This is a genomic window from Natronococcus jeotgali DSM 18795, assembly GCF_000337695.1.
GTDB classification, from domain to species: domain Archaea; phylum Halobacteriota; class Halobacteria; order Halobacteriales; family Natrialbaceae; genus Natronococcus; species Natronococcus jeotgali.
On sequence record NZ_AOIA01000017.1, the window covers coordinates 112,442 to 136,835 of the forward strand.

Below are 24,394 nucleotides of genomic sequence, written 5' to 3' on the forward strand. Positions count from 1 at the left end.
GGAACGCGGACAGCTCATATTTGGTGACGACTGGTACGTGTAGCTATGTTCCACGTCCCGGCAACCCGATCGCCCCGCCACTCGAGGTGGATGCGATGAGCCTGTTGCTCGTCGCGTCGATCCTGCTTCGGCTCGCCGGGACCGGCTACTCGGTCCTGTTGCTTCACCGCAGCGGCGATCGACGCTTCGCCTTCCTGACCGCGATGCTCGGGCTCATGGCGTCGCGACAGCTCTGGACGGCACAGGCTGACGGCGGCGCCGGTATCGCCGAACTCCCCGGACTTCTCGTGAGCGTCTTCGCCCTCGGGGCGGTCTACTATCTCGCCCAGTACGTCGAGGAGGAAACCCGAATCAAAGGCGAACTGACCGCGACTAACGATCGTCTCCGTCGGTTCCGGAAAGCCGTCGAGTATGCCGGCCACGCGATCTTTGTTACCGATCCAGACGGCCGGATCGAGTACGCTAATCCCGCGACGGCGTCCGTAACGGGATACGCGCCGTCGGCGGTCGTCGGGGAGACGCCGAACCTGTGGAGCTCCGGTCGGCACGACGATGCGTTCTACGACGACCTCTGGGGAACGATCGCCGACGGCGACGTCTGGGACGGCGAAATAGTCAATCGGCGAGAGGACGGCGACCTCTGCTGGGTCGACGTGACGATCGCCCCGATCACCGACGGGACGGGGGCCGTCGAGGGGTTCGTTGCGGTCGAGACCGATATCACCGACCGGAAGGAACGCGAACTCCGAATCCGCGACCAGCACGACCGTCTCGAACTGTTGAACACGACCAACGAGATCATCCGAGACGTCAACCGCGAACTGCTCCGCGCGGAGTCGAAAGCCGACGTCGAAACCGTCGCTTGCGAGCAGTTCGCGGACGCTTCACCGTACGAATCGGCGTGGTTCGCGGCCCGGAACGCCGCGACCGACACCGTTCGCGCGAACACGAGCGTCGGCATCGACGACGACTCCCTCGAGGCGGTCGTTGCCGCGGTCAACGATAGCGACCCCGAGACGGTCGTCGATCGGGCACTCGAGACGGATATGACGCACGTAACGCGAACGTGCGGCGAGAGCGAGGACGGCTGTGAGTGTCGGTCGATCGCCGCCGCTGCCACGGTCGCCATCCCGATCTCCTACTGGGACGCCCGGTACGGCGCGCTCGTGCTCCACACTACCGACGACAACGCCGTCGAGGCGCTGGACGTCGAGGTCCTCGACGAGCTCGGCGAGACGATCGCGTACGCGATCACCGCCGCCGAGAGCCAGCGCTCGCTCGTCACCGACCGCGTCACCCAGCTTACGTTCGATCTGGCGCCCACGGACGATCCGCTACTGTCGCTCGCCGCGACCCTCGAGTGTGAACTCGAACTCGAGCGCGTAACGACCGGCGGCGACGGCGAACTCGTCGAGTTCGTTACGATTCGCGGCGCCGACGCCGACGACGTCGTCGCGTCCGCCGCGGACACCGACGGCGTCGTGGCTGCACAGCCGATCCGCGACGGCGACGAGCCGCTGGTTCGGGTCACCGTCCGGGACACGGCCGTCGTCGCTACGTTCGCGCGGTACGGCGCCGCCGTCCGATCGCTCGTCGCCGACGGCTCGGAAAGCACGCTGGTCGCCGAACTCGCCGAAACGGCCGACGTCCGCAGCGTCGTCGACGCCGTCTCCGAATCACATCCGGGGGCGGATCTCGTGGGACAGCGCGAACGCGACCGGGCACCCGACACCCGCGGCGAGTTCCGATCCGCAGTCGAGGACCGGGTCACCGACCGCCAGCTCGAGGCCCTCCAGCTGGCCCACTTCGGCGGTTTCTTCGAGTGGCCCCGCGAGTCCAGCGGCGACGAACTCGCCGACAGGATGGGCGTCTGCCAGTCGACGTACCTCCAGCACCTTCGGGCCGGCCAGCGGAAGGTCTTCGAGCGCTTCTTCGACGACGATCGCGCGACGGACGATGGGTTCCCGTCGGGAGTCGCGACGAGCGCGGACTAGTCCGCGCTCACCGCTCGCGTCGGCCGACACACTCCGCGGCGAACCAGCGCGCGATCGACCCTTCGGCGCGGTGCAAGACGTCGCTACACGTCGATCTCGAGGTGCGAGGCGACGGCCGTCAGCGTCGCCTCCCGCGGGACGTCGTAGTAGCCGCGCTCGAGGCGGTACGCGATCGCGTTCTCTTCGAGGGTGTCGTCGAGCGCCGACAGCCGGTCCGCACTCGTCGTCAGCTCCCAGGTCACCGCCCCGTCTTCGACCGCGAACGGCGCCTCCAGTGAGTTTTGCGCGGGGCATTCGTTCGCCGCTTGGCGGGCCGTCGCCGTCAGCGCGACTTCGAACATGTTCGAAGGTGTCGGAGCCGTTCGCGAGAAGTGATATCCGACCGCGGTTCGATCGAACGCGTATGTCCGGACCGACCGCGCAGTCAAGCGATACACGTCACGCTACCGGCGACCGCGTCCGTCGACCGGACGACGGGCCGTCGCTCTCGCTGACGCCGTTTCACGCCGCTGGCATCGGCTTTCTGGCCGTCGGGCTCCTGCTCGCGCTCTACCAGGGGCTCCAGGAGTTCGGCCTCGTTCCCGCGGCGTCGTGGATCACGTGGACGCACATCCACTTCGTTACGGTCGGCGCGTTCACCCAGTTGCTCTTCGGGACGCTGCCGCAGCTGGCGGCCCGAAAACTCGGACGCCCGGCGCCGTCGTCGCGAACGACGGGCGCGGTCTTTCTCGGGCTGAACGGCGCGCTCGTACTCGCGTGGTACGGCCGCGCGTTCGGCGAACCGCTGTGGTTCGAGGTCGGTCTCGCGACGATCTGGCTGCTGACGGGCTGGCTGTTCGCCGCACTGGTCGCGATGGCACGCCGCAGCGACGGCGAGCGAGTTCGGGATCCGACCGTCGGCTTCTACCTGCTCTCGCCGCTCGTCTACCTGCTCGGACTCGGGCTCGCGTTCGGGCTGTTCAGCCGCAGTTTGGACGTCCCCGGGGGTTGGTTGGGGCTCCGCGAGGCCCACGTCCACGCCAACGCGTGGGGCTTTCTGGGACTCGCGGCGATCGGCACGCTGTACGACCTCTTTCCGCGGCTCGTCGACGCGGAGCTGTACAGCCAGCGTCTGAAACGGTACTCGTTTCCCCTGTTCGCACTCGGCATCGTCCCGCTCGTCGTCGGGCCGGTGCTCGACATGGGACGGACCGTGACCGCGACCGGGCTAGCGCTGTACGCCGCCGGCTACCTCCTGTACGTCTACACGCTCTTCCGGACCTACCGCGCCGGCACGCCGAACGGAACGGCCCTCTCGGTGCTCGCCGCCCAAGCGTGGATCCTCGGCCCGGCCGGCTTCGCCCCGTTCGTCCTGTTCGGCGTTCCGCTCGGGATTCCCGAGCCGCGGCTCGAGACGGGCGCGTTGCACTTTTTCTTTCTGGGCTGGGCGCTCCCGATCGCGCTCGCGGGCTCGCTGCTCGTCGCGCGCTCCCTCGAGTGGCCCGGTGCCAGCGTGCGTTCCGACGCTGGCGACCACACTCGCGGGCTGGTCCCCACAGCGGGCGTTCCCTCGGTCGTCGGCACGCGGACCGTCCTCGCCTGGAACCTCGCGGTACTGGTCGTCGGAATCGGCTTTTTCTACCAGGATCAGTCGTGGTCGGCGCTGTTACGCGGGCCGGGATACGCCGTCCTGCTCGGGGTCTGGGGGTACTACCTGATCGGAATCGTCGGCCACCGGCGGTCGGTGCGAACGCGGACGGTCGCCTCCTGAGCGCGGCTTACTCGGCGTAGAAACCGGCGCTCAGCCGTCGAACCGGAGCAGCCGCAACCCGATCAGGCTGACGAGCACGGTCGAGCCCTCGTGGCCGACCACCGCGAGCGGCAGCGGAATCCCCGCCGTGAGGATCGCCGTCACCATGATCGCGATCGCGCCGAACGCGATGGCGAAGTTGATGTACAGCGTTCGTCGCGTCTCCTTGCTGAGCGCGAACGCGTACGGCAGCCGATCGAGCCTGTCCGACATGAGCACGATGTCGGCCGTCTCGAGGGCCACGTCGGTCCCCGCGCCGCCCATGCCGATGCTGATATCGGCCGTCGCGAGCGCGGGCGCGTCGTTGACGCCGTCGCCGACCATCGCGACGGCCTCGTGGCGCTCCTGGAGCGCCTCGATGTGGTCGACCTTCTCCTCGGGGAGCAGCTCCGCGTACACCTCGTCGATCCCGAGTTCCTCGGCGATATACTGGGCGACCCGTTCGTTATCGCCCGTGAGCATGACGATCTGCTCGACGCCGCGCTCGCGGAGCCGTTCGATGGTCTCGGCCGCGTCGGATCGGATCGTATCGCTGAAGGCGAGCCAGCCGAGCACCCGCAGCCGATCGTCGGTCTCGCCGACGACGAGCACGCTCGTCTTCCCGCCGTGCTCGAGGTCGCGAACGGCGTCGAGACCGGCCTCGAGCCCGTCGATCGATTGCTCCTCGAGTTCGGTACGGACGTATCGGGGGTTGCCGATGTGGATCGTTCGCCCCTCGACGGTCGCGCGGACGCCCTTGCCGACGACCGCCTCGAACCCGGTCGCGGCGGGGATCTCGAGGTCCCGCTCTCGGGCGGCCTCGACGGTCGCCTCGCCGAGGTGGTGTTCGGATCGGGACTGCACCGCGGCCGCGATGGCGAGCAGCCGATCGTCGGTCAGCGACTCCTCGGCGATCAGTTCGCCGCCGACCGAACCGCCGTCGCTAGAGACGGGTCCGCGAGCGCGCACGTCGGTCAGCCGGGTGTTGCCCTCCGTCAGGGTGCCCGTCTTGTCGAAGGCCACGGCGTCGACGCTGCCCGCCGTCTCGATGTGTTCGCCGCCCTTGAACAGGACGCCCTGTCGGCCGCCCGCGGAGATCGCCGAGAGCACCGCCGCGGGCGTCGAGATGATGACCGCGCAGGGCGAGGCCGCGACCATGAGCGTCATCGCCCGGTAGAACGTCGAGTCGAACGGGTGATCCAGGAGCGCGATCGGGAGGGCGATCGCGAGCGCGGTCAGCGCGATGACGCTCACCACGTAGGGCTGCTCGAAGCGGTCGATCAGCTGCTGGGTCGGCGCCCGCTTCTCCTGGGCCCGTTCGACCATGTGGATGAGCCGGGAGATCGCCGACTCCTGGGCCTCGCGGGTGACCCGTACCTCGAGACTGCCCGTCTCGTTGATCGTCCCGCTGAACACCTCGTCGCCGGGTTCTTTCGTCACGGGAACGGACTCGCCGGTGAGCGAGGACTGGTCGACCGTGCTCTCGCCGGACTCGACGACGCCGTCCAGCGGTAGCCGATCGCCGGGGCGGACGACGAACACGTCGCCGACCTCGACGTTGTCGATCGGCGTCGGCGTTTCCGTGCCGTCGCGGAGGATCTGGGCCGACTCCGGACGCATCTCGATGAGCGACCTGATCGCGGTTCGGGATCGACCGATGGCGTACTCTTCCAGGACGCCCGACAGCGAGAACAGAAACAGCAACATCGCGCCCTCGAAGGGGGCGCCGATAAACAGGGCGCCGAGCGCCGCGAGGACCATCAGGAGGTCGATCTCCACCGCGGGTTTCCGGATCGCTCTGAGACTCTCTTTGAGCCCGTACCAGCCGCCGAAGACGTACGCGACCGCGTAGCTGCCCCACACGAGCCAGTCGGGAGCACCGAACCAGCTGCCGAGCAGCCCGCTCACCATCCCGAGGAAGGTGAGCACGACGAACGCCGCCTGCCGTCGGACGACGGGGCGTGCCGCCGGTTCCGTCGACTGATCGGATGCGGCTGAAACGGCACTCGAGGACGTCTCCATACCGGTACTTGTACTGTTGGTTGGATAAACTTCCGTGAGTGAGTGACACACGGCACCGCACTCGGGCGGACCGCCCGTCGCGAGCCGGGGCGGAAACGGAATCGGGCGGTTACCGGATCGACCGCCCGACCGCCTTCGCGAGCGAGAGGAAAAAGCCAAGCCCGGCCCGGACGTCCGCGTCTCGGATCGCTTCGACGATTCCCCGCGGGCCGACGGGCTCGGCGGGTTCGGAACCCGCTTCGCCGACGGCCTCGAGCAGCGCCGCGAGCGTGCGCGCGACGTCGTCGTCGCCCGCGGTGTCGGCCAGTTCGCCGAGACGGGTACCGGTCGCCGCGAGGTCGGTCACCATCCCGTCGTCCATTGCGTCCGAGGCGAGCGCGGCGAGGTCGGCAAGCGCCGCGAGGTCGTCGAGGGTGCCCGACCGCTGCATTCGCGCGACCGTCTCGAGGGCCGCGGCCAGGTCGTCGGCGTTCTCCCCGGTCGCCTCGCCGAGAGCGGCGACCTCGTCGGTCGCCAGGCCGTCCGCGGCGGCGCCGAGGTTCGTCGCGGTGCCCGACAGCTCCTGGACCATTCGGTCGTCCATCGCGGCCGTCGCCAGATCCGCGGTGTCGAGCAGGTCGTTGACCACCTCGAGGCGCTCGAGGAACCGGGCGACCGCCTCGGGGTTCTCGGCGACCAGTTCCTCGAGGGTCTCGAGGTCCGGTTCCGCGGCGTCGGTCGTGGGTTCTGTCTCAGACATCAGAGTAGCCCTCGCGCGGTGAGCCAGTAGGACTCGTTGTACCCCAGCTTCGCCCAGTGGAGCGGTTTCGACGGCTCGCGGACGAACGGCTCCTCGCCGTACGTGAACTCGATGAACGTCGCCTCGCTCATCCCGGCCTCGAGGAAGCAGACGGTCTTGCCGTCGTAGGTCGCCGTCGGCGTCTGCCCGCGAACGCGGCTGGCGAGGCGGTCGGCGACGACGCCCGCCTCGTAGTGGGCGACGCTTCCGGCTTTACTGGTGGGGACGTCCGCGACGTCGCCGACCGCGTAGACGTCCTCGGCGTTGGTCGCCTCGAGCGTGTTCCTGTCGACGTCGACCCAGCCGTCCTCGCCCAGTCCCGCGTCGGTCACGAGGTCGCTGCCCGCGTGAGGCGGGATCGCCACGAGCAGGTCGTACTCCAGCTCGTTGCCCTCGACGGTTCCGATGACTTCGTCGTCGGGGTCGATCTCCTCGACGTTGAAGAACGTCTCGAGGGCGATGTCCCGCCGCTCGAAGAGGTCGGTCGCCCAGTCGGCGATCGACTCGAGGCCGTGGGCGCGGTTGATCGGGTACGTGTAGGTGAGGTCGACGTCCTCGCGCAGGCCGCGCTCGCGCAGCCAGTCGTCGACCATCAGCACGAACTCGACGGGCGCGGCCGGGCACATGTGAGGGACGCCGACGACGCTCAACACGAGGTGGCCCTCGGTGAACTCGGCGAGTTCGTCCCGAAGCCGTTCCGCGCCGTCGGGGCCGTAGAAGTGGTGGCCGCCCTCCGCGAGGCCGGGGACGGCCTCGGGCTCGAGGGTCGCGCCGGTCGCCAGCACGAGCTGGTCGTACGCGAGCACCGAGCTGTCGGCGAACGACAGCTTCTTGCGGTCGGTGTCGACGTCGATCACCCGCCCGATCGAGAGCGTCACGCGGCGGTCGATCAGCTCCTCGACCGGGCGTTTGGCGTCCTCGACCGTCTTCTTCCCGAAGGGCACGTACAGGAACATCGGTTTGTAGACGTGCTCCGGGTCGGCCGTGATCAGCCGGACCTCGACGTCGCCGGCCTCGATCTCCGTCTGTAGCTCCTCGGCGAGCCGGTTCGCGAGTACCGTCCCGCCCGTTCCGGCGCCGACGATCGCGATGCGGTGCATCTCAGTTCACCTCCACGTAGATGTTCCAGTGGTCGTCGCGCTCGTCGATCCCGAGCAGGTCGTGGCCGGCCTCTTCGAGCCACTCCGGCACGTCCGTCGTGGAGTTGCGTTCGGTCGTCTGGAGCTCGACGACGGTGCCGGGCTCGAGCGTCTTCACCCGCCCGATGAGGTCCATCAGCGGGCCGGGACACGTTGCGTCGCGCGAGTCGATCGTCACGTCTGGTTCGGTAGTCTCTGTCATTGTCGTTGGCCTCGAGTTTGCAGTTTCCGCCGTCGCCGCTCGAACTCCTCGTCGGAGAGATCGCCGCGAGCGTAGCGCTCGCGGAGCTCCTCGAGCGCTCGGTCCGGTTCCCCGGTCCGTGCGCGTGCGGTCGACCCCCCGTCGCGGCTCCCGACCCAGACGGCCGCGAGCGCGAGCAGGCCGACCAGTACCAGCGGCCAGAACAGCCAGCCGCCGCCCCAGCCGCCCCAGCCGCCCATCGATCCGCCGCCGTGGCTCTGTGCAGCGCCCGTCGCCGCCGCACCGGCGAGAAAGACCACACCGGTCACCGCAAGCGCCGGGACGGATCGTCCGAGCCGTTCACGTGCGGTCGTCATTGTTCGATCACAGTCGAACATACGCTATTGTACGGTATAAGCACTGCTACAAAATCCTCTCCGGCTGGAACGGACGAAAGAGATATAGGCTCTGAGGGAAAGACCGGCGATTATTGACATGTAAGGTGGCGTAGTTCCGAGAACGCCGTACAGGCAGTGACGGACAACTGCGACAGACGTATTGTCCTATTTACGCACAGCTATTGTGCCGGACGCGTCCCCTCGCACGATGAGAACACTGCGGACGAACGCGATCGAATCCTGACCGGAAACGCGGGACCCGCAGCGACGCCTCGAGCCGACGATCGAGTCGCTGGCCGCAGTCGCGAACGTCGAGGTCGACGCCCGCCGGCCCGGCAGCTCGGTGCCCGCGTCCCGATCCCGGTGCTGTACGCCGACCAGCGCGGTCGAGCCCTCGCGACCGACCCCGAGTCTGAGGGCGGCGACGGTCGCGTGACGATACACCGAAAAGGCTCCGCTCGAAAGGACGGACGATGAAGGTCGGTGTCGTCGGAGCAGGGATTTCGGGGCTCGCGCTGGTGCACTCGCTCGCCGAACAGGACGTCGATGTCGCCGCGTTCGAGGCGCGCGAGGCGCCCGGCGGGGTCGTACAGAGCAGGCGCGTCGACGGGCGCGTCGTCGAGCTGGGACCGCAGCGGCTCCGGCTGACGCCGGGACTCGAGTCGATCGTCGACGACCTCGGACTCCGCGACCGACTGGCGTTCGGCGACGACGACCAGCCGATCTACGTCTACCACGACGGCGAGTTGCGGGTGGCGCCGCTGTCGGTCCGGGAGGCGGTGACGACCGACCTGCTCGGCCCGCTCGGAAAGCTCCGGATGCTCCTCGAGCCGCTGACCGGGCCCGCCAGGCCCGACGAGACGGTCGACGACTTCCTTGTTCGAAAGCTGGGAACCCAGGCGGCCCGCCGGTACCTCGGCCCGCTGTACAGCGGGCTGTACGGAACCGATCCCCGGGACATGCTCGTCGAGTACTCGCTGGGTCGCGTCCTCGAGAAGGCCGGGGTCGACCGGAGCGTCCTCCTGTGGGTCGTCCGAACGCTCTGGGAGGGCGGGGAGTCGCCGCCGATCTGTACCTTCGAGGACGGCCTCGGCGAGCTGACCGACGGACTGTACGAGGCCCACGCGGACGCGATCAGCCTCGAGACGCCCGTCGAGTCGATCCGCGAGCGCGAGGGCGGGTACGAACTCGAGACGGCCGAGGGGACGGAGCGGGTCGACGAGGTCGTCCTGACGGCGCCGGCGCCGACGTGTGCGGACCTGCTCGCGCCGATCGACGCCGACCTCGAGGCGACGCTGCGGCGGTTCAACTACAACCCGATCGGGATGGTCTTTCTCGAGTCGGCGTTCGACGGCACCGGGATCGGGACGCTCATCCCCCCGGGATCGGACGCGCAGATCAGCGGGCTCACCTGGAACTCGAGCTTCCTCGATCGGGACGGACTGTTCACCTGCTACGTCGACCCGCTGAGCTACCCGGCGCTGACCGAGGCCTCCGAGGCGGAGCTGGGACGGGTCGGGGCCGCCGAGTTCGAGCGCATCACCGGCGCGCCGGCGACCCCGATCCACGTCCACCGCTGGGAGCCGGGGATGCCGGCGTACGACCGCTCCTGGCGGGCCATCGACGACCTCGAGCTCCCCGACGGGATCCACCTCTGTTCGAACTTCGTCGGCCGCCCCGGGATTCCGGGACGGCTCCGGAACGCGGCGCGATTGGCCGACGAACTGGCCGAGGGGTCCTCGAGCGGCGCGTGAGCTGACTCGACTTCCGGCTCCGAAGTACCTATACCACCCCCGTCCTAACGGCCGCGCATGACCACCGGCGTCGTGCTGTTGAACTTCGGCGAACCGGCCGAGCCGGACCGCGAGACGGTCCGCGACTACCTCACCCGGATCTTCTTCGACAACGCCGACCTCGAGGAGGCCGACTCCGAGGAGGCGGCCTGGGAGCGCTCCCGCGAGCTGGCCGAGCGACGGCTGCCGAGCCTGCTCGAGGAGTACGAGGAAATCGGGGGGTCGCCCCTGCAGGAACAGGCGACCGCCCAGGCCGAAGCCCTCGAGGACGCCCTGACCGAGCGCGGCCACGAGGTCGAACTCTACCACGCGATGCAGTTCATGGAGCCGCTGATAACCGACCTCCCGGCGACGCTGGCCGCGGACGGGATCGACTCGGTGATCGCCGTCCCGATCTACCCGCTGTGTGGCCCCTCGACGACGGTCGCCGCGATCGACTCCCTCGAGGCGGCGATCGAGGACTGCGAGGGGTATGACCCCGAGTTCGCGGCGATCACCGGCTGGCACCGGGTGCCGGCGTACAACCGGCTCAGGGCCGAGGGGATCCGCGAGTTCGTCGACGAGGAGGGCGTCGACCTCGAGGACCCCGACACCGCGTTCGTCTTTTCGGCCCACGGGACGCCGCGGAAGTACCTGGAGGGCAACAGCCGGTACGACCGGTACGTCGAGGAACACGCGTCGGTAATCGCCGACATGCTCGGAATCGACGACTACGAGATCGGCTACCAGAACCACGCCAACCGCGGGATCGAGTGGACGGAACCCGACACCGAGGACGTCGTCGAGAACCTCGAGGGCGAGGCCGAACGGGTCGTCGTCGAGCCGATGAGCTTCATGCACGAGCAGTCCGAGACGCTGGTCGAGCTCGATATCGACCTGCGCGAGGACGCCGAGGCGGTCGGCCTCGAGCTCCACCGGGTGCCGATTCCCCACGACGACCCGCGGTTCGCGACGCTGCTCGCCGACGCCGTCGAGCCGTTCCTCTCGGGGTTCGAGCCGTCGTACTACCAGCTCCGCCAGTGCGAGTGTCGGCCCGAGCCGGGCACGTACTGTTACAACGCCGGGCTGGCGCCGCGGTAGCGCGACCGACCCGCTCGCTCCGCTCGTTTCGGGCGCGGATCGGGGCCCCGCGGTAGCCGACGGATCGCCCGCCGGCGGTGCGGGCCGAACGACCGCGGGGCGAATCAGGGGGACCGATTAATTGTCCGGGCGGAGAGACGATAGGTATGGATACGCAGTCCGCTCTCGCGCAGGCGAAGCTGGTCAAGGCGGTCTTCAGCGAGAAGAACGTCACCTTCCTGGCCGGAAGCATCGCCTACAGCGCGTTTGTCTCCCTCGTTCCGCTGCTCATGTTCGTCCTGCTCGCGGTGTCGTTCGTCGATCCGAGTCTGCAACAGCGAGTCATCGAGGTCGCGACCAGCAACGTCTCCCAGTCGGTCGGCGGGGTCATCGAGGTGATGATCGAACAGCAGTCCGACGCCGGCGCCGGCTCGACGCTGAGCGCGTCGATCATCGGGATACTCACGCTCGTCTGGGGCGCGCTCAAGGTGTTTCGCGGCATCGACACCGCCTTCTCCGAGATCTACGAGACGACCGCCCGTGAGTCGTTCGTCGGCCAGGTCAAGAACGGCCTGGTGATGCTCCTGACGCTCACGCTGGGGATCCTCGCGATGGTCGTCGCCACCAGCGTCGTCGCCTTCTTCTCGTTCGTTCCGTTCGTCGGGCTCGTGGTGCCCCTGCTGCTCGTCGCCTGTCTCGTCGTCGCCTTCTTCCCGATGTACTACCTCTTCCCGGAGATCGACGTCGAGCCGCGGGACGTGCTCCCGGGGACGCTCGTCGGGGCCGTCGGCTGGGCGCTCCTGCAGGTGCTGTTCCAGATGTACGCCTCCCTCGCCGGGGACGAGAGCAACCTCATCGCGAGCATTCTCCTGCTGGTCACCTGGCTGTACTTCAGCGGCGTCGTCCTGCTGTTGGGAGCGGTGGTCAACGCGGTCCTCGTCGGCCGCGCCAGCGACGTCGTCGACGCGGCGGTCGACCCCGCCGCGACGGACCGCGCCTAAACTCGAGCGGTCGCCGGACGGGCTACTCCGTCCGCGAGACCGACTTTGCCGCCTCGAAGAAGGCCGCGACGTTCTCGACGGGGACGTTCCGGTCGACGCCGTGGCCCAGATTCAGAATGTGGCCCGCCTCGCCCGCGGCCGCGACGACCTCGCGGGTTCGCTCCCGGACGGTCTCGGGGTCGCCGTACAGCAAGGCGGGATCGAGGTTGCCCTGAATCGCCCGCTCCCCGAGTTCCTCGCGGGCGTCCTCGAGGTCGACCGTCCAGTCCAGGCTGACGACCTCGGCGCCGGTGTCGGCGAGCAGGTCGAGGTTGCCGCTGACGTTGCGAACGAAGACGATCGTCGGGACGTCGACGGCGTCGACGATCTCCCGGTGCAACGGCAGCAGGAAGCGCCGGTAGTCGGCGGGCGAGAGCAGCCCGGCGTAGGTGTCGAACAGCTGGATCGCGTCGGCGCCCGACTCGACCTGGTAGCGGACGTAGTCGACGATCACGTCGGTAAACGCCCGCAGCAGCCGCTCGAACGCCTCGGGGTGTTCCGCGCGCAGGCGGCGGACGTCCATGAACGTCCGCGAGGGGGTTCCCTCGCAGACGTAAGCCGCGAGCGTGAACGGCCCGCCCGTAAAGCCGAGGACGGCCGCCCGCTCGCCGAGCTCGTCGGCCAGTCGCTCGAGCAACTCGCCGACGTACCACAGTTCCTCCTCGACGTCGCCCCGATCCCGGCGAGTGTCGGCCGGCGACTCGACGGGGTCGTCGACGACCGGGCCGACGCCGGACTCGAGGTGATAGGAAAAGCCGAGCGGCTCGAGGACGGTGAGGATGTCGGAGTACATGACGACGCCGTCGGGCCGGAACCGCTCCCAGGGCTGGAGGGTGATCTCGGTCGCGATCTCGGGGGTCGAGATCGCCTCGAGAAACGAGTAGTCCTCGCGCAGCTCGCGATACTCCGGGAGGTACCGGCCCGCCTGTCGCATCATCCACACCGGTGGCCGGTCGGTTCGCTCGCCGCGGGCCGCCCGGAGAAATCGATCTTCCATGGCCTCGAGTTGGTTGCTCGCGCGCCTAATAGTTGCGAAACCGGCCGCACGAACCCGTTCGTGGAATGACGCGGCGTCCGCGTTCCGAGCCGGCGTTACGCGTTCGCGAGGAGTATCGCCCCGTACCCGAGGCCGAACGCGAGCGCGAACGAGCCGATCCAGGCGAACACCGTGACCCCGAGCTTTCGGGGACTGACGCCGGCGCCGCCGCCTACGGCCAGCCCGGCGCCGATGACGGCGCTGACGATAATCTCGTTGAACGAGACCGGCACGCCCAGCAGGACCGCCGTCTGGGCGATCAGAAAGGAGGGAACGAGCGTCGCGATCGATCGCCGCGGGCCGAGCGAGGCGTACTCCTGGGAGACGGCCTTGATCATCCGCGGTGCGCCCGTCCAGGAGCCGACGAGGATTCCGACCCCGCCGCCGAGCAGGACGACGATCGGCGACACCATCGAGACCTCGTCGAGCAACGGAAGCAGCGGGCCGACGGCGAGTCCGACCTGGCTCGCCCCCGCGGAGAACGCGACGAGCCCCCCGAGGACGAGCAGGAATCGCCGCAGCCCACCCGCCTTGTCGCGGGCGACGTCCCACCGGACGACGAGCGCGGCGAGGACGCCGGCGCCGAGCGTGAGCGCGCCCGCGACGACGGGACCCTCGAGCGGGAGGGCGCCGGCGCTCGTGGCGACGAGGGTCCCCCGCTCGAAGAACGCGAACTCGAGGTTCGCGACGACGGCGCCGACGAAGCCCGCGAGCACCGGAACGCTGTCGCGCTCGGGGACGTCGGGACGCGGGAGGACGCTGGCGATGGCGTAGGCGAGTCCGCCGCCGACGAACGGGGTCAGCAGCCAGACAGCGCCGACCTCGACGTACTTCGCCCAGGCGGGATCGCCTCCCAGCGCGAGCCCGACGCCGATCACCGAGCCGGTGACGGTAAACGCCGTCGCGATCGGGTAGCCGGTGGAGATCCCGATCGCCATCAGTCCCGCACCGATCAACAGAACGACGATGACGCTCGAGACGGGTAGCGTGACGCCCTGAATCAGATCCCGACCGACGGCCTCGGAGACGCTCGCCCCCTGCGTGACGGCCCCGGCGAAGCCGAGGATGCCGACGACGAAGGCGGCCCGCATCGTTCCGATCGCGTTGGCGCCGACCGCGGGGGCGAACGGCGTCGCGCCGCTCGAGCCGGCGCCGATGACCCAGGCCATGAACAGGCTCGAGACGGCCGCGACGACGAACAGCAGTATCGTTGCGGGGTCCATAGTTAGAGCGAGAAAACGGTTAGTCGGCGGCCGTTGCGGTCTCGGACGCGGCGCGCTGGCTGCGCCAGTACCCCTGCGCGTAGGCGCCGACGAACATCCCCGCCAGCGCCCACAGGATCGTGACGTTGCCGACGCCGAGGCTGGCGTAGGCCGCACCGGGACAGATCCCCGACAGCCCCCAGCCGACGCCGAAGATCGCGCCGCCGATCAGGACGTTGCGGTCGAACGGCTTCAGCCGTCGGCCGTAGGTGTCGCCGGTCAACGGCGCGCGGTCGAACAGTCTCGGCACCAGCGCGAAGGCGATACCGGAGACGACCGCCGCGCCGCCCATCACGAACAGCAGTCCGAAGTCCTCGAACTGCAGGAAGTTCAGGACGACCTCGGGGCGGGCCATGTGGCTGAAACCGAGCCCGAAGCCGAAGATCAGGCCGCCGACGAAGATCAGCGGCATGAACAGCGGGTGTCGGTCGGCCATGGTTACGGGCTCACCCCCAGTGCCATCACGAGTTGGGCCGTTCCGATCGCGACGGTCAGGAACGTGATCACGCCGACGATCGACGTCTTCGAGGCCGAGCCGACGCCGCAGACGCCGTGCCCGGAGGTACAGCCCTTGCCGACCCGGGTGCCGATCCCGACGAGGATCCCGCCCAGGAACAGCCGCCAGGGCTGGACGTCGGTCAGCCAGATCGTGACGCCCCCGACCTCGCGGAGCTGGCCGGTCGATCCGGCCTCGTACAGTCCGCTCGAGACGAGTCCCGACTGGAAGGTCAGCGCGTAGAGCGCCGCGCCGCCGACGATCCCGAGCGTGAAGACGACCCGCCAGTCCCGCGAGGAGACGTACCGCTGGAACCGCGACTGGTTCGAGACGTACGACAGCGTCGACTCGAGGAACGTGCTCGCGCCGGCCGGGATGCCGGTTCCGAGGTAGATGACGACGGCGCCGAGGCCGACGAGCAGTCCCCCGACGGCGTAGCGACTGATCCCGACGGGAAACAGGGTCTCGTACAGCGCGGGTGCGATGAGTTCAGGTACCATTCGGGTGATCGTGGGAGTTAGTCACCGGCCAGCGACTCCTGGCTGGCGGCGCAGTTGTTCGGGCCGAGCTCGAGTTCGAACGCCTCCTCGTCGTCGGCCTCCTGCTGGCCGAGGTTCGTCGCGATGATGTCCTCGTAGTTGGCCGGACGGGGCGGCATGTCCGAGAGGATTAGCTCGACGAACTCGTCTTCGTCCATCGTCAGCGCGGCCATCGTTTCTCGAAGCTCGCCGATCGGTGCCGTGTAGGTGCCGTCCTCGGCCGGGACGGCCGAATCGCTGAAGTGGGCGCCGCCGACGAGGGTGTCGTCGGGCAGCGCGAGCACGCGCTCCTGCAGCGACTCGTAGAGCTGTTTGGCGGCGTCTTCGGCGCCCTCGTCGCCCTCCTCGAGGTCGGGGCGGGCGACGCTCTCGACGAACAGGCCGTCCCCGGTCGCGAGCAACTCGCCGTCGATCAGATAGGAGGTCATCCCGGAGGTGTGACCGGGCGTGGAGACCGTCTCGACGGTGGCGTCGCCGACCCGGAACTCGTCGCCGTCCGCAGCCAGGGTCAGCTCGTCGGCGTAGGTGACCCCGCGGTCGACGGCGGCCTCGGGGACGACGCCCTCGACGCCCTCCGCGTCGAGGGTGCGCACGCCCGAGATGTGGTCCGCGTGGACGTGCGTGTCGATCGCGTATTTCAGGTCGACGCCGAGTTCGTCGGCGTCCTCGAGGTAGCGGTCGGTGAACGCACGCAGCGGGTCGATCACGGCCGCCTCGCCGTCGTCGTAGACGAGGTAGCCCAGACAGCCACTCGAGGGGCGCTGGTACTGGACCAGCGTGCCGCTCCCGTCGTAGCGCTCGACCTCGACGGCCTCGTAGATGCGCGCCCAGCCGTTCATCCCGTCCTCGAGGTGGTTCACGTCGTAGCCCCGGTCTTTCAGTGCGCCGGCGACGAACTCGCTGGCGCCGCCTTTCGCACAGAGGACCGTCACCTCGCGGTCGTCGGGGATCCGCGCAAGAACGTCCTCGTCGATCTCCTCGTCGAGGAACTCGAAGTACGGAACGTTGATCGATTCGACGTTCTCGCCGTCGATGCGCCACTCCTCGTAGTCGCTCTCCATCCGGGCGTCGAGCAGGGTCACCGCCTCGCCCCCGTCGATGCGAGCCTTCAACTCGCTCGGAGCGATCGACTCGACCGACGCGTCGGGTGTGGGAAAGTCCATGTCGTCCATTTCTACACCCACCAGTACCGGCCGCACTCACATAAGGGTTTGCATAGTATTTCCCACAACTCACAATATAGGGTCGAGCGAAAACCGGCCCTCTCCCGATCTACACCGGGAGTAACGCGTACACACAGTGAAACAAGTAATATAGCGGATTCCCGTACCGGGCGGCTGTTCGAGAGTTGCGCAATAATCGATACCCTTTTATGGCCGCAGCGGATATTGTGTGATAGCTCCAATACAGAGCACAAAGATCACCATGAGCTCGACACCAACCGCAACCGAGACCCTCGACGTGAAAGGACAGTCCTGCCCGATGCCCATCGTGAAGACCAAGCAGGCGATCGACGATCTCGAGGAGGGCGACGTCCTCGAGGTCATCGCGACCGACTCCGGCAGCGTGAGCGACATTCAGGGCTGGGCCGACGGAACCGACGGCGTCGAACTCCTCGAGCAGATCGAGGACGACGACCTGTACACCCACTACGTGGAGAAGACGGCCTGAGATGAGCACGGAATCATCCGCGCCGACCGAGGGCGGCGAGCCGACGACCGAGGCCGAACTCGAGGCCCGCATCGCGGAGCTCGAAGAGCAGGTCGCGGGCCTCGAGACCGCGGTCGAGGACGATCAGAAGAAGATGACGATCGTCGCGACCAAGGGCAGCTTCGACATGGCGTACCCGCCCCTGATCCTCGCGAGCACGGCGGCCGCCTTCGGCTGGGAAGTGATCGTCTTCCACACGTTCTGGGGGCTGGATATCCTCCACGAGGAGAACTCGAAGGACCTGAAGCTGAGCGCGGTCGGCAACCCCAACATGCCGATGCCGAACGCGCTGGCCGCGCTACCGGGGATGGACTCGATGGCCACGAAGATGATGCGAAAGAAGATCGACGACAACGGCACCGCGACGATCGAGGAGCTGATCGAGCTCTCCCTGGAAAGCGGCGTCGAGCTGCAGGCCTGTCAGATGACCGTCGAACTGATGGACTACGACGAGGACGACTTCTACGACGGCGTAACGACCGGCGTCGGCGCGGCCACGGCGCTACAACACATGGCCGAGTCGGACGTCCAGCTCCTCGTATAATGTCCGAATCCGACACCGCCTCCGACGGGAACGTCCCCCGTCCTCCCAGCGTCCGCGTCGTCGAGGCGGTCGCCGACGCCGAGGGCGTCGACCCGACCGACCTCGAGCCCTCGCTCCACGAGGCCGTCGACGCCGCCGCGCTCGACGAGCTGTTCGCGCCGACGGCCGGCTCCGCCCGACGGAACGGCTCGCTGTCGTTCGCGTACTGCGGCTACGACGTGACGGTCCGCTCGGACGGCCGCGTCGCCCTCGAGTAGCGTCGTTTTCGCTTCGCGGCCGTCGCGCCGAGAGCGACCGGTTTCGCGCGAGGAGCCGACGACCGCCCGTCCCGTAGTGTCGGTTGCCGAGACAGTTCACCGACTACTATATCTCGCCTCGCCGTACCGTCAGGTATGGCCGCGATCGAACTCGAGGGGCTGACCAAGGAGTACGGCGACGTCGTGGCGAACGACTCGCTGACGTTTACCGTCGAGACGGGTGAGATCTTCGGCTTTCTCGGTCCGAACGGCGCGGGGAAGACGACGACGATCCGGACGCTCCTCGGGTTCGTTTCACCGACCGCCGGAACGGCGCGGGTGCTCGGCCGCGACGTCGCCGAGGAGTCCGCGCTGCTCGAGGCGAAGCGACGGATCGGCTACCTCTCGGACGAGCCCGGGTTCGACGAGCAGCGGACGGGCGCCGACGTCCTCGATCTGCACGCCGCCATCAAAGGCGACAGCAGACGCGCGGAACTGCTCGAGCTGTTCGACCCGCCGCTCGATCGCCGCGTCCGCGAGTACTCCCAGGGCAACGCCCGGAAGCTCGGCATCGTGACGGCGTTCATGCACGATCCGGACCTGGCGATCCTCGACGAACCGACCAACGGGCTCGATCCGCTGATGCGCCAGCGCTTCGCCGACTTCCTCCGCGCGGAACGCCAGCGGGGCGCGACGGTGTTTTTCTCCTCGCACAACCTGAGCGAAGTCCGACGCCTGTGCGATCGGGTGGGGATCATCCGCGAGGGCGCACTCGTCACGATCGAGCCCGTCGACGCCCTGTTGCGACGCAGCGGGAAGGTAATCCGGATCCGCAGCGCCGAGCCGATCCCGACCGACGCGCTCGGGATCGAGGGCGTCCACGACCTCGAGACGAGCGTCGCGGACGACGTCGACGGCGTCGACCCGTCGACCGCGTTCACGGAGTGTCTCTTTACGTTCACCGGCGACATCAACGCCGTCCTCGATCGGCTCGGCGAGTACGAGCTGATCGATCTCTCGATCGAGGAGGCGCCCCTCGAGGACGTCTTCATGCGGTTCTACGGGGGGACGGACGATGTTTGAGATCGCCCGCTACGAGGGGCGCAACCGGCTCAAGGGGAGCGTCTACCTCTCGATCGGGATGGCGCTGCTGGCGGCGATGGTCGTCTGGGTCTACCCCTCGTTCAGCGGCGCCTTCGGCGGGGACGAACTGCTCGAGGCCTACCCCGAGGAGATGCTCCAGGTGTTTCGCATCGAGACGATGACGTCGCTCGAGGGGTTTCTCGCGTTCGAGCTGTACACGTTCGGCTGGATCGTCCTGCTGGGACTGTACGTCGCCTACGTCGCCGCGGGGACGGTCGCCGACGACGTCGACCGGGGGCGGATGGACACGCTGCTGGCGATGCCGATCTCCCGGGCCCGGCTCGTCGCCGAGAAGTTCCTCGCCGTCGGCGTCCCGATCGTCGTCGTCAACCTCCTCACCCCGATCGTCCTCCTCGTCGGGAGCCGACTGATCGACGAACCCCTGGCCGTCGCCGACGTCGTCGCCGTCCACCTGCTGTCGATCCCCTACCTCTTCGCCTGCGCCGGGATCGGGCTGGTGTGCTCGGTCGTCTTCGACCGCGTGGGGGTCGCCCAGCGGGCCGCCCTGGGCGCGACGTTCGCGCTGTTTCTCGTCGAGTCGCTGCTGGTCGAAACCGACTACGCGGAGCTCGGCGCGATCGCTCCGATGCGGTACTACGACCCCAACGAGATCCTGCTCGACGGAACGTTCGACCCCGTCGGGGTCGCCGTCCTCGTCGGGATGACCGTCGCGTTGCTGGTCGCGAGCCAGCTGCTGTTCCGACGCGCGGATATCTGACCGGGGATCGAAGCGAACCGAGCGAGGAACCCGCAGCGCGGGAATCATTCATGCGGTAGCGACGCGTACGTCCCGTATGTCGTTCGATCGAATCGGGTACGTGTACACGTTCGGGATGACCGAATCGGAGGTCCGCGAGGCCCTCGAGACGACCGAGACCGGGGTGCTCGCGCTGGCGAGCGCGGGAGCCGCCTACGCGGTTCCGGTCGGGATCCACTACGAGGACGGGGCGGTGTTCCTTCGGCTCACCGACGACGGGGAGAGCAAGAAGCTCTCCTACGTCGACGACACGACCGAGGCCTGCGTGTTGCTGTACGCCGACGACCCGCCGGACGAGTCCTGGAGCGTCGTCGCCGTCGGACCGATCCGCGAGCTGTCCGACGCGGAACTCGAGGCGTTCGACGAGGCGACGGTGCGCGAGCGGTTCGGAAAGCCGCGGATCTTCGACGAGGACCTCGACGCGCTCGAGTGGTCGGTGTACGAACTCGGGATCGAGGAGCTCACCGGTCGAAAGACGGGCGGGCGAGACCGCTGGTAGTTCCCGTGCCGACCGTCACCGCGGGAGCGGTGCGGGGGCGGATCCCGTCGCTGCTCACCGTTCACGGTCGATACGGTCCCGTTTCGTGCGCCGTTCGAGCGCCTCGAGTCCGTCGCTGATCCGGACCTCGTAGGTATCGGGATCGGAGACGCGTCGGTAGCGCTCGGGGAGGGACTCGAGTTGACTCCGCGTTCGCTCGCGGGCCTCGGAGAGGGTCGGCGGGTCGGCGACGAGCGAGCCGTCCTCGACGACCGTCTCGAGCAGCGGTCGCCCCTCGATCGACTCCTCGCGCGTCGCGAGGACGTCCCGAACGAACGAGCCGTCCCGCTCGACGCGGTAGGTCTCCTTCTGTCCGGGGTAGGTCACCTTCCCCGGCGAGAGCTTCATGCTCGGCTCGAGGGCGCCGTCGCGCTCGACGGCGGTGAGTTTGTAGACGACGCCGCTGCTGGGGGCGTCCTTGCTCGTCGTCAGGGCCGTCCCGGGGCCGAAGGCGGTCGCGACGCCGCCGTCGTCGAAGAACGTCCGGATGAAAAACTCGTCGACGCTCGAGGAGACGACGACGCCGGCGTCGCCGACGATCTCGGCGACTCGCTTCGAGAGCGCGACCAGATCCCCCGAATCCAGGCGCACCCCGCCGAGTCGGACGTCGCGTTCGTCGGCGACGGCGACCGCGCGCTCGGCTCCCGTCACCGTGTCGTAGGTGTCGACGAGGTAGATCGCGTCGTCGCCGTAGCTGTCGGCGAACGCCTCGAACGACGCCCGTTCGGTCTCGAAGCTCTGGACCCAGGAGTGGGCCATCGTCCCGTACGTCGGCACCCCGAACCGCTCGCCCGCCAGCACGTTCGAGGTACCCTCGAAGCCGCCGACGTAGGCGGCCCTGGCGGCTTTGAGCCCCGCGTCGACGCCGTGTGCCCGCCGGGAGCCGAAGTCGACCAGGTCCTGGTCGTCGCCGTGACGGGCGACGACGTCGGCCATCCGCGCGGCCTTCGTCGCCACGAGCGTCTGGTAGCCGACCTGGTTGAGCACCAGCGTCTCGAGCAACTGGGCCTCGAAAAGCGGCGCGGTCACCTCGAGGACGGGTTCGTTCGGGAAGACGAGCGTCCCCTCGGGCAGCGCGCGGATCTCGCCGGTGAACGAGAACGACTCCAGTTCGGCGAGGAAGTCGTCGTCGAACTCCTGCTCGGCGAGGAAAGCGAGCGCGTCGTCGCCGAACGCGAGTTCCTCGAGGGCGGCCAGCACCTGCTCGAGGCCCGCGGCGACGGCGTAGCCCCGATCCGACGGCAACGATCGGAAGTACACCGAGAACGTCGCGAGCGGGTCGTGGTCCGTCTCGTGGTACCCCTGCATCATGGTCAGCTCGTACCGATCGGTAAACAGCGCGAGATCGGCGGGACCGACGTGGCCGAACCTGGGGGCGGACATGGTGGTCCCCGACGCGGCCGCGGAGCAAATAGGTCGGGGCGCGGACGGGGACCGGACCGTCGCTCGGCCGGTAGCGTTTCTTGTATCCTGGCGACGTAGGACGTGACGGTTCGGATGTACTCGACGATCCTTCTCCCGATCGACGGCAGCTCAGGCTCCGAACGCGCGGTCGACCGCGCGCTCGCGTTCGCGCGGCGGTTCGACGCGGTTGTCCACGTCCTCTCGGTCGTCGACACCGGCAACGAACCCGTCGGCCTCGATCGGAAGCGCCGCGACGAACTTCGCCGACGGGCAGAAAAGCGGAGCCGGCAGGCGACCGCGCAGGTCAGGGACCGCGCCACCGATCTCGGTCTGGAGGCGACCCGCGCCGTCCGCGAAGGGGCGCCGCATCGGTCCGTCCTCGAGTACGCGACTGCCGAGGACGTCGACCTGATCGTGATGGCCACCCGCGATCGACCCGACGTCCGGCTCGGGAGCACCGTCGGGCGCGTGATCGAGCGGGCGGACGTCCCCGTGATAGCCGTTCCGTCCGAGGACGGCCCGTCCGTCGACGCGATCTCGTACGACCGCGTCGTGATCCCCACCGACGGCAGCGACGCCGCCGAGCGCGCCGCCGAGCGCGCCCTCGAGTTCGCCGAGACCGACGGCGCGTCCGTCTACGTCCCCTACGTGGTCGACACGACCAGCTACGATCTCGAGGAGACCTCCCGGAGCGTGGTCGGGCTGCTGAAGGAGGGCGGCCAAAACGCCGTCGAGGCCGTCGCCGAGGACGCCCGCGAGCGGGGGCTGTCGGCGAAGACCGACGTCCTCCGGGGCGCGCCCGACGAGGAACTCCTCGAGTACGCCGCGGGGGTCGAGGCCGACCTGATCGCGATGGGGACGCGGGGTCGCGGCGGCGCGACGGGCGACCTGCTCGGGAGCACGACCGCCCGCGTCCTGCGACGGACCACGCGACCGGTCCTGACCGTCAGGTGACGGCGACCGCGGCGCGGTCGCCGAACTGGACCGCCGGCGACCCCGTGGCGCGCCGGCGCGTCGCGATCAGTCTTCCCCCTCGTAGAACGCTTCGTGGGGCTCGATCCCCGCGACCGTCGGCGGCGACGGGTGGCGGACGACGAACACGTCGTACGCGTCCTCGGCCGCGAGGTGCACGCCGACGCTGGTCAGCGGCGTCACGACGCGGCCGACGTTGTCGCTGCCGAGGAAGACGACCCCGGGGTCGTGCTCGAGCACGAGTCGTTCGATGTGGGTCGCCAGGCGGTCCTCGGGCGGAAACTCCCGGATGCGCTCGGCCTCGAACGACGCCTCCGGCGCCAGTTCGCGGACGCGCTCCCGGAGGTCGGCGACGATCCGCTCGGGGTCGAACGGCTCGTCGTCGTCGATCCACCCCTTCTCCCTCGCGTAGCGTTTCCGCTCGGGGACGACGCTGACTGCCACGACCTCCTCGCCGAGGGCGCGTCCGTACTCGAGCGCGCGGACGAGCGCGGCCGCCGCGAGTTCCGATCCGTCGAACGGGACGACGAACGTCATACCCGTCCGTCCACGGCCCGGACGATAAACTCGAGGGGCGGTCGGCCGCCGCCGGAATCGGCCGCGTTCTCCGCGATCGAACCGTTCGGGTCGTCGTGGTGGGGTATTTTCTCCGCGCGAGCCGTACGGTCGCGTATGGCAGACGAACGCTGGCTCGAGCTGAACGAGTCCGAGCTGAACCGATTTCTCGGAGAGGGCGGGACTGGCGTCCTCTCCTTCGGCGCCGACGCCGCGCCGGCCTCGATCCCCGTCTCTTACGGCTACAACGAGGACATCGAGGCCTTCTACTTCCGCCTCTCGCTGCCGCCGGAGGGCAGAAAGGCCGAACTCGTCGACCGTCCGGTGTCGTTCGTCACGTACCGGGAGACCGACGACGGCTGGCGCAGCGCCGTCGCGACGGGGCGGCTCGAGGCGGTCGAGGAGGCGTCGTACGAGTCGACGACGGTGCAGGGGATGTGGGGGATCTCGATCCCCGAGGTCGACGTCTTCGAGCAACCCCGCGAGGAGCTGCGGTTTCGGGACTTCCAACTCGAGCCCGAGACGCTGTCGGGGCGCACGGAGGTTCCCTCGGAGCCGTAGTCCGGCGCGGCGCTACTCCTCGGGGCGAACGATGGTCACCGAGACCGGCGACCGCCTCGCGACGGTTTCGGCGACGCTTCCCAACAGCACGCGGCCGATTCCCGATCGGCCGCGGCTGCCGACGACGACGTGATCGACGTCGAACTCGTCGACCATGCCGACGATCGCCCGTGCCGGGGAGCCCCGCGCGAGTTCGGTCCGGACCGGGACGTCGAACTCCCGACCGAGCGCGGCGTACTCCTCGAGGAGGTCCTCGGCCTCCCGTTCGCGCTCGTCCATGTAGTCGCTGTTCCAGACCGCCTCCTCGGTCGTCGAGGCGGCTCGGAACGGGTCGAGGACGTGCAGGACGACGATCTCGTTCGTCTCGAACTCGGTCGCGGCGACCGACAGCGCTCGTCTGGAGTGCTCGGAGCCGTCCACCGGAACCAGGATCCTGTCGAACATCGCCGAACCTACGCCGGAGAGACAT

General features: G+C 68.7%; 27 protein-coding genes. 13 read left to right on the forward strand and 14 right to left on the reverse strand.

Annotated features, from left to right (window positions below; genetic code table 11):
- The first annotated feature begins 95 nt into the window (after positions 1 to 95).
- The gene (locus tag C492_RS01025) at positions 96 to 1,994 is read left to right on the forward strand and encodes a bacterio-opsin activator domain-containing protein (protein WP_008419687.1); all 1,899 of its coding nucleotides are present in this window, start codon (positions 96 to 98) and stop codon (positions 1,992 to 1,994) included.
- Between the two features lie 83 nt (positions 1,995 to 2,077).
- Here C492_RS01025 and C492_RS01030 read toward each other — a convergent pair whose 3' ends face one another.
- Positions 2,078 to 2,335, reverse strand: a complete 258-nt coding sequence (locus C492_RS01030; RefSeq protein ID WP_008419689.1) for a bacterio-opsin activator — start codon at positions 2,333 to 2,335, stop codon at positions 2,078 to 2,080.
- A 62-nt stretch (positions 2,336 to 2,397) separates the two neighbouring features.
- On the opposite strand from C492_RS01030, the gene C492_RS01035 reads away from it, so the two are divergent.
- A complete protein-coding gene (locus tag C492_RS01035) occupies positions 2,398 to 3,744 on the forward strand; it encodes a hypothetical protein (protein WP_008419691.1) in 1,347 nt (448 codons plus the stop codon).
- Between the two features lie 30 nt (positions 3,745 to 3,774).
- Here the strand turns inward: C492_RS01035 and C492_RS01040 are convergent, their stop codons facing one another.
- The 5 genes from C492_RS01040 to C492_RS01060 all read right to left on the reverse strand — a co-directional run bounded on the left by C492_RS01040 (position 3,775) and on the right by C492_RS01060 (position 8,259).
- Entirely contained in the window at positions 3,775 to 5,784 is a 2,010-nt protein-coding gene (locus C492_RS01040) for a heavy metal translocating P-type ATPase (RefSeq protein ID WP_008419693.1), read from the reverse strand.
- 109 nt (positions 5,785 to 5,893) lie between these two features.
- Positions 5,894 to 6,523, reverse strand: a complete 630-nt coding sequence (locus C492_RS01045; protein ID WP_008419694.1) for a DUF1641 domain-containing protein — start codon at positions 6,521 to 6,523, stop codon at positions 5,894 to 5,896.
- Positions 6,523 to 7,662: an NAD(P)/FAD-dependent oxidoreductase gene (locus C492_RS01050; protein ID WP_008419696.1), complete on the reverse strand. Its 1,140-nt coding sequence runs from the start codon at positions 7,660 to 7,662 to the stop codon at positions 6,523 to 6,525. Before C492_RS01050 ends, C492_RS01045 begins: the two co-directional genes overlap by 1 nt.
- 1 nt (position 7,663) lies before the next feature.
- Positions 7,664 to 7,903 carry a sulfurtransferase TusA family protein gene (locus C492_RS01055; RefSeq protein ID WP_008419698.1) on the reverse strand — a complete coding sequence of 80 codons (240 nt, stop codon included), beginning with the start codon at positions 7,901 to 7,903 and terminating at the stop codon, positions 7,664 to 7,666.
- The gene (locus tag C492_RS01060) at positions 7,900 to 8,259 is read right to left on the reverse strand and encodes an SHOCT domain-containing protein (RefSeq protein WP_008419700.1); all 360 of its coding nucleotides are present in this window, start codon (positions 8,257 to 8,259) and stop codon (positions 7,900 to 7,902) included. The genes C492_RS01055 and C492_RS01060 overlap by 4 nt, the downstream gene beginning before the upstream one ends.
- Before the next feature lie 494 nt (positions 8,260 to 8,753).
- Here C492_RS01060 and hemG point away from each other — a divergent pair, with 494 nt between their 5' ends.
- From hemG to C492_RS01080, 3 genes are all read left to right on the forward strand, one after another.
- The gene (gene hemG, locus C492_RS01070) at positions 8,754 to 10,034 is read left to right on the forward strand and encodes a protoporphyrinogen oxidase (RefSeq protein WP_008419705.1); all 1,281 of its coding nucleotides are present in this window, start codon (positions 8,754 to 8,756) and stop codon (positions 10,032 to 10,034) included.
- 57 nt (positions 10,035 to 10,091) lie between these two features.
- The gene (gene hemH / locus C492_RS01075; RefSeq protein WP_008419707.1) at positions 10,092 to 11,153 is read left to right on the forward strand and encodes a ferrochelatase; all 1,062 of its coding nucleotides are present in this window, start codon (positions 10,092 to 10,094) and stop codon (positions 11,151 to 11,153) included.
- Between the two features lie 146 nt (positions 11,154 to 11,299).
- The gene (locus C492_RS01080; RefSeq protein ID WP_008419708.1) at positions 11,300 to 12,133 is read left to right on the forward strand and encodes a YihY/virulence factor BrkB family protein; all 834 of its coding nucleotides are present in this window, start codon (positions 11,300 to 11,302) and stop codon (positions 12,131 to 12,133) included.
- A 22-nt stretch (positions 12,134 to 12,155) separates the two neighbouring features.
- On the opposite strand, the gene hemE is transcribed toward C492_RS01080, so the two are convergent.
- From hemE to C492_RS01105, 5 genes are all read right to left on the reverse strand, one after another.
- Positions 12,156 to 13,169 (reverse strand): uroporphyrinogen decarboxylase, encoded by a 1,014-nt coding sequence (gene hemE / locus C492_RS01085; protein ID WP_008419710.1) that lies wholly within the window; start codon positions 13,167 to 13,169, stop codon positions 12,156 to 12,158.
- A gap of 95 nt (positions 13,170 to 13,264) precedes the next feature.
- Positions 13,265 to 14,431 carry an inorganic phosphate transporter gene (locus C492_RS01090; protein ID WP_008419712.1) on the reverse strand — a complete coding sequence of 389 codons (1,167 nt, stop codon included), beginning with the start codon at positions 14,429 to 14,431 and terminating at the stop codon, positions 13,265 to 13,267.
- 19 nt (positions 14,432 to 14,450) lie between these two features.
- Positions 14,451 to 14,882, reverse strand: a complete 432-nt coding sequence (locus tag C492_RS01095; RefSeq protein ID WP_049892586.1) for a YeeE/YedE family protein — start codon at positions 14,880 to 14,882, stop codon at positions 14,451 to 14,453.
- A 26-nt stretch (positions 14,883 to 14,908) separates the two neighbouring features.
- Positions 14,909 to 15,466, reverse strand: coding sequence for a YeeE/YedE family protein (locus C492_RS01100; RefSeq protein ID WP_008419715.1), 558 nt, complete (start codon positions 15,464 to 15,466; stop codon positions 14,909 to 14,911).
- Between the two features lie 17 nt (positions 15,467 to 15,483).
- Positions 15,484 to 16,677, reverse strand: coding sequence for an MBL fold metallo-hydrolase (locus C492_RS01105; protein ID WP_008419717.1), 1,194 nt, complete (start codon positions 16,675 to 16,677; stop codon positions 15,484 to 15,486).
- Between the two features lie 253 nt (positions 16,678 to 16,930).
- Here C492_RS01105 and C492_RS01110 point away from each other — a divergent pair, with 253 nt between their 5' ends.
- The 6 genes from C492_RS01110 (at position 16,931) to C492_RS01135 (ending at position 20,394) form a co-directional block, all read left to right on the forward strand.
- Positions 16,931 to 17,176, forward strand: a complete 246-nt coding sequence (locus C492_RS01110; RefSeq protein WP_008419718.1) for a sulfurtransferase TusA family protein — start codon at positions 16,931 to 16,933, stop codon at positions 17,174 to 17,176.
- A 1-nt stretch (position 17,177) separates the two neighbouring features.
- A complete protein-coding gene (locus C492_RS01115; RefSeq protein ID WP_008419719.1) occupies positions 17,178 to 17,759 on the forward strand; it encodes a DsrE/DsrF/DrsH-like family protein in 582 nt (193 codons plus the stop codon).
- A complete protein-coding gene (locus C492_RS01120) occupies positions 17,759 to 18,016 on the forward strand; it encodes a HalOD1 output domain-containing protein (RefSeq protein ID WP_008419720.1) in 258 nt (85 codons plus the stop codon). Before C492_RS01115 ends, C492_RS01120 begins: the two co-directional genes overlap by 1 nt.
- 135 nt (positions 18,017 to 18,151) lie before the next feature.
- Positions 18,152 to 19,078 (forward strand): ABC transporter ATP-binding protein, encoded by a 927-nt coding sequence (locus tag C492_RS01125; protein WP_008419721.1) that lies wholly within the window; start codon positions 18,152 to 18,154, stop codon positions 19,076 to 19,078.
- The gene (locus C492_RS01130) at positions 19,071 to 19,856 is read left to right on the forward strand and encodes an ABC transporter permease (protein ID WP_008419722.1); all 786 of its coding nucleotides are present in this window, start codon (positions 19,071 to 19,073) and stop codon (positions 19,854 to 19,856) included. Before C492_RS01125 ends, C492_RS01130 begins: the two co-directional genes overlap by 8 nt.
- Before the next feature lie 76 nt (positions 19,857 to 19,932).
- The gene (locus C492_RS01135; RefSeq protein WP_008419723.1) at positions 19,933 to 20,394 is read left to right on the forward strand and encodes a pyridoxamine 5'-phosphate oxidase family protein; all 462 of its coding nucleotides are present in this window, start codon (positions 19,933 to 19,935) and stop codon (positions 20,392 to 20,394) included.
- Positions 20,395 to 20,448: 54 nt separating this feature from the next.
- On the opposite strand, the gene C492_RS01140 is transcribed toward C492_RS01135, so the two are convergent.
- Positions 20,449 to 21,816: a nicotinate phosphoribosyltransferase gene (locus C492_RS01140; RefSeq protein WP_008419724.1), complete on the reverse strand. Its 1,368-nt coding sequence runs from the start codon at positions 21,814 to 21,816 to the stop codon at positions 20,449 to 20,451.
- A 114-nt stretch (positions 21,817 to 21,930) separates the two neighbouring features.
- Here C492_RS01140 and C492_RS01145 point away from each other — a divergent pair, with 114 nt between their 5' ends.
- Positions 21,931 to 22,791 carry a universal stress protein gene (locus tag C492_RS01145; protein WP_008419725.1) on the forward strand — a complete coding sequence of 287 codons (861 nt, stop codon included), beginning with the start codon at positions 21,931 to 21,933 and terminating at the stop codon, positions 22,789 to 22,791.
- Between the two features lie 66 nt (positions 22,792 to 22,857).
- Here the strand turns inward: C492_RS01145 and C492_RS01150 are convergent, their stop codons facing one another.
- A complete protein-coding gene (locus C492_RS01150) occupies positions 22,858 to 23,346 on the reverse strand; it encodes a universal stress protein (RefSeq protein ID WP_008419726.1) in 489 nt (162 codons plus the stop codon).
- 135 nt (positions 23,347 to 23,481) lie between these two features.
- Here C492_RS01150 and C492_RS01155 point away from each other — a divergent pair, with 135 nt between their 5' ends.
- Positions 23,482 to 23,925, forward strand: a complete 444-nt coding sequence (locus C492_RS01155; protein WP_008419727.1) for a pyridoxamine 5'-phosphate oxidase family protein — start codon at positions 23,482 to 23,484, stop codon at positions 23,923 to 23,925.
- A gap of 12 nt (positions 23,926 to 23,937) precedes the next feature.
- On the opposite strand, the gene C492_RS01160 is transcribed toward C492_RS01155, so the two are convergent.
- Entirely contained in the window at positions 23,938 to 24,369 is a 432-nt protein-coding gene (locus tag C492_RS01160) for a universal stress protein (protein ID WP_008419728.1), read from the reverse strand.
- Positions 24,370 to 24,394: the final 25 nt, after the last annotated feature.